This is a genomic window from Streptomyces sp. NP-1717, assembly GCF_022695985.1.
In the GTDB taxonomy this organism is placed as follows: Bacteria; Actinomycetota; Actinomycetes; order Streptomycetales; family Streptomycetaceae; genus Streptomyces.
Genome location: NZ_JAAPBF010000429.1, coordinates 1 through 2,279, shown reverse-complemented (window position 1 = coordinate 2,279; position 2,279 = coordinate 1). Strand labels below are relative to the sequence as shown.

The following is a 2,279-nucleotide window of genomic DNA, read 5'->3' as shown; positions in this document are numbered from 1 at the left end:
GCACTTCCACCGCCCCCGGCTTCAGCGTCGGCCGCCCGATAAACCATTTGATCGCCCGGCGCGGAGTTCTATCGTTCTCGGATGACAACCGCGCTCCGGCTGGAGAAGATCACCCCCGGCAACCTCGACGCCGCTCTCGGCATCAAGGTCCGCCCGGACCAGGAGCACTTGGTCGCCCCCGTCGTGAAGTCCCTCGCCGAGGCGTACGTCCACCCCGACGTCGCCTGGCCCCGGCTCATCCTTGACGGGGACCGGGCCGTCGGCTTCCTGATGGCCTTCTTCGACATCGACTTCGCGGACGACGGGACGGGCAAGGACATCCGCTCGGGCCTGTGGCGTCTCAACATCGCGGCCGGTGAACAGGGGCGTGGCTACGGCCGCTTCGCGGTCGGCGCCGTGGCCGCCGAGATCCGCCGCCGTGGCGGCACCCGGCTGACCGTCACCTGGGAGCCGGGTGACGACGGGCCCGAACGCTTCTACGTGGGCCTCGGGTTCCGGCTGACCGGGGAGACGAGCGGGGACCAGACGGTGGGGGAGCTGGAGTTGACGGGGGAGCCGGGCGGGACCGTCTGACGCCGGGCCCGACCCGCGGGTCCGGCCGGTTCAGCGTGCGGGACCGGCCGGTTCCTCGAAGGCGACCTCCGCGTCGAACGCCGCCCGCCGGGTCGCCCGGCGCAGCGCCTTGAGGACCGTGGCGCCGATCGTCAGCGTCAGTACGACGGTGAGCACCGCCCGCCCCAGGTCCCAGCCGAACGACGTCGCCGCGCAGTACGCGAGGAAGCGCACCAGATTCTCGTGGACCGGGTCGCCCGGCCGGAACGAGATCCCGGAGGAGAGCCCGCCGATATAGGTCCACCCCTGGAGATTCATGATCGTGCCGTACGCGAAGGCGGCCAGGGCCCCGTACGCCGCGAGCATCAGCGACTCCCCGCGTCCGCGCAGCCGGTCCGGGCCCGGCAGCAGCCCCGCGCCCATGGTGAACCAGCCCATCGACAGCATCTGGAACGGCATCCACGGGCCGACGCCGCCGGTCAGCAGCGCGGAGGCGAACATCGTGACCGCGCCGAGGACGAAACCGAACCCGGGGCCCAGCACCCGGCCGCTCAGCACCATCAGGAAGAACATCGGCTCCAGGCCGGCCGTCCCCGCGCCCAGCGGGCGCATCGCGGCGCCGACGGCGGCCAGGACGCCCAGCATGGCGACCGCCTTGGCGTCCAGGCCGGAGTCGGCGATCGTCGCGACGACGACGGCGACCAGGAGCGGGAGCAGCACCGCGAACAGCCAGGGCGCGTCCTGCGAGTGGGCGAGCCCGGAGGCGGAGTCGGCGAGCAGCGGCCATCCGAAGGCGATCACACCGATCGCGCTGACGAGGGCGAGCGCGGCGACGGAGCGGGGGCCGAGCCGTACGGCGCGGGCCTGGGGGTCGGGCGTGGCGCTCATGCCGGATCCCGCCCGGCGCCGGTCGCCCCGGTGGCATCCGCCGCGTCCGCCGTACCCGCGCCGCCGGTCGCGTCAGTTGCCAGTGCTGCCAGTGCCCGGCTCACCTGAGTCACCGTCAGCCACTCCCGCGGCGCCATGATCTTCGCGACCTGCGGCGCGAAGGCCGGTGAGGAGACCACCACTTGGGATGTCGGACCGTCGGCGACGACCTCGCCGTCGGCCAGGATCACCACCCGGCGGGCGAGTTCGGCGGCCAGTTCCACATCATGGGTGGCCAGGACGATCGCGTGGCCCTCGGCCGCGAGAGCGCGCAGGACGTCCACGAGGCGGGCCTTCGCCGCGTAGTCCAGGCCGCGCGTCGGCTCGTCCAGGAGCAGCAGCGGGGGCCGGCCCGTCAGTACGATCGCCAGCGCCAGCGCCAGCCGCTGCCCCTCCGAAAGGTCACGCGGGTGCGTCGCCTCGGGCACGTCCGGCAGGAGTTCGTCGACCAGCGCACGGCAACTGCCGGGCGGCGCGCCCGCGTCGGCGTCCGCCGCCGCGCACTCGGCGGCGACCGTGTCCGCGTACAGCAGGTCGCGCGGCTCCTGCGGGACGAGCCCGACCTGCCGGATCAGCTCGCGCGGATGCGTACGGTGCGGGGCGCGCCCGCCGACGGTGACCGACCCGGACGAGGGCTCCACCATGCCGACGAGGGTGGCGAGCAGCGTGGACTTGCCTGCGCCGTTACGGCCCATGAGCGCGACGGTCTCGCCGGGGGTGACGGTGAGGTCGACGCCGCGCAGCGCCTCGATCCTGCCGCGCCGTACGGCGAGCCGGGTGACCGCCGCGATCTCGGTGTC

At 73.8% G+C, this 2,279-nt stretch carries 3 protein-coding genes; 1 reads left to right on the top strand and 2 read right to left on the bottom strand.

Features of this window, described 5'->3' with window-relative positions:
* The first annotated feature begins 81 nt into the window (after positions 1 to 81).
* Positions 82 to 573: an N-acetyltransferase gene (locus tag GXP76_RS35220; protein WP_242575687.1), complete on the top strand. Its 492-nt coding sequence runs from the start codon at positions 82 to 84 to the stop codon at positions 571 to 573.
* Positions 574 to 603: 30 nt separating this feature from the next.
* Here the strand turns inward: GXP76_RS35220 and GXP76_RS35215 are convergent, their stop codons facing one another.
* A complete protein-coding gene (locus GXP76_RS35215) occupies positions 604 to 1,440 on the bottom strand; it encodes an ECF transporter S component (protein ID WP_242575686.1) in 837 nt (278 codons plus the stop codon).
* On the bottom strand, positions 1,437 to 2,279 hold an 843-nt coding region (locus GXP76_RS35210; RefSeq protein ID WP_242575685.1), incomplete at its 5' end, for an ATP-binding cassette domain-containing protein. The genes GXP76_RS35215 and GXP76_RS35210, both read right to left, overlap by 4 nt.